Source organism: Endozoicomonas sp. ONNA2, assembly GCF_024606365.1.
Taxonomy (GTDB): domain Bacteria; phylum Pseudomonadota; class Gammaproteobacteria; order Pseudomonadales; family Endozoicomonadaceae; genus Endozoicomonas.
Map to the genome: position 1 here is coordinate 1 of NZ_JAHHPO010000212.1, position 2,113 is coordinate 2,113.

Annotated in this window: 2 protein-coding genes; one reads left to right on the plus strand and one right to left on the minus strand. The window is 53.5% G+C overall.

The features are described from left to right. Positions 1-547: DUF2059 domain-containing protein (locus KDK14_RS03900; RefSeq protein WP_257263710.1), on the plus strand; the 547-nt coding region annotated here is incomplete at its 5' end. A 118-nt stretch (positions 548-665) separates the two neighbouring features. Here KDK14_RS03900 and priA read toward each other — a convergent pair. After that, on the minus strand, positions 666-2,113 hold a 1,448-nt coding region (priA, locus tag KDK14_RS03905; protein ID WP_257263711.1), incomplete at its 5' end, for a primosomal protein N'.

A 2,113-nucleotide genomic window follows, 5' to 3' on the forward strand; every position in this document is an offset into this window, starting at 1 on the left:
ACGCTACAGTCCTGATTTTTTCCGGGCCTCCATGAAAGTTACCCTGGACGAAGCCTTGTCGGTTGGTGAATTGGATCGATTGATTGACTGGTTCGGATCGCCCCTTGGCAAGACAATTCTCCGCCTGGAAGCGGAAGCCAGTGACCCGGCCAACCAGGCAAAAATGGAGAAGTATATCCGGGAAAAACTGTCGGCGGAGCTGCCTCGAAATAGCCGGATAATCTTGATAGAAGAGTTAATGGAAGTACTTGATGCCGTTGAGCTGAGTACCGAGCTGGCTGCCAGTGCTTCCGTAGGTGCCCAGAGAATGCTCCGGGAGGTTATGCCAGCGGGTGCTGAGCAGCCAATGAGGCCTGCCCAGGTGTTGAAAGCTCAGGAGAAGCCCTATATCCGTAAAGATATGCCGGTAAGAATGCGCAATATTTTTCTCTACACCTATCGATCCCTGCCAGATAATGATATCCGGCAATATCTCGAATTTGCCCGGAAAAGTGCCATGCAAAACTTCCAGCGGGGACAAATTCAGGCCATATCGCGGATGCTTTAGCCCGGATATTCCATAAACTACCCCGAATCTCGCGCACGATTACATGGGTGCTGGAGTCAGGGCGCAGGATGCCAGGGCGGCAAAGGACAAGCGAGCGCACGTTTATGGAATATCCCGGTTAGCTCATCTCCTGTGGGTCAATATCTACGGTCCACTTCAGTTGTCTGGGAAGCCGATGACTTTCCAGATAGCTGACAAGGCTACTGACCACCGCGTGTAAATGATTTCTGCTTTTTCCATGGATAAGCAGGTGCCAGCGATAGCGTCCCTGACGTTTTTCCATGGGAGCCGGAATCGGGCCGAGCAACCGGACATTGCAGCCAATCTGTTGCTGTCCGGTTGGATCAGTTGCCTGCTCGGCATAGTGTCTCAACGCCCGGAGCAAAACCTCACTTTCTCCCTGGTTAACCGATTCTGATCGAATCAGGCTTAAATATCCCTCCGGGGGAAGATTCAGGCTTTTTCTTTCCATAAACAGACTGCTGGCAAAGCGGGTGTAGTCGTTCATGGACAAAAGCTGGAGAGCAGGGTGTGCCGGATTATAGGTTTGAATAATTACCTGTCCGGGTTTATCACCCCGTCCCGCTCGCCCCGCCACTTGCATAATCAATTGACCGGTTCTTTCCGGTCCCCTGAAGTCAGAACTGAACAGCCCCGCATCGGCATTGATGATGGCAACCAGGGTAACATTCGGGAAGTGATGACCTTTAGCCAGCATCTGCGTACCCAGCAGTATGCAGGGTTTGCCGGACTCTACTTCCTCCAGCATATTGCTCAACGCCTGTTTTTTTCGAGTGGTGTCCCGGTCAATTCTCAGCACGGGATAACCGGAGAAATGCTGGCTGAGTACCTGCTCCGTCTGCTCCGTACCCTGGCCAACGGGCTGCAGCTTTCGACTCCGGCACGATGGGCACTGCCTGGGGATGGCCTGTTGCAGATCGCAATGATGACAGTGCATATGGGGAGGGTAGCGGTGAATGGTCATATGCGCATCGCAATGCGGGCAGTCGATAATGGTGCCGCAGTCCTGACAGATCATGGATGGTGCGTAGCCGCGACGGTTCAGGAAAACCATCACCTGATTGCCCCGTCCAAGATGAGTAGCGATTCTTTGCAACAGTTCTGTGGATAAGCCGTCTTTCAGAACCTGGTGTCGCATATCCAGCAGCTCCATGGCCGGTGGGCGTGCATTCCCTGCCCTGTGCTTCAGGTGAAGCTGAGTGTATTTTCCCCGGTGGGTATTGTGCAGGGTTTCCAGGGAGGGGGTTGCCGATCCGAGGACGACCGGACAGTGGCATTGGCTGCCACGGAAAATAGCCAGATCTCTGGCGTTATAGCGCAGGTTTTCTTGCTGCTTATAGGAGCCGTCATGCTCCTCATCGACAATAATGAGCCCAAGGTATGGCATTGGGGTGAAAATTCCGGAACGGGTGGCAATCAGAATGCCAGCCGTACCTCTGGCCGCTTCGAGCCAGCCTTGTAATCGTTCACCATCACTGAGTCCCGAATGCAGGCAGGCAACCGGTACATTGAAACGATCACGAAAGCGCTTGACTGTCTGAGGTG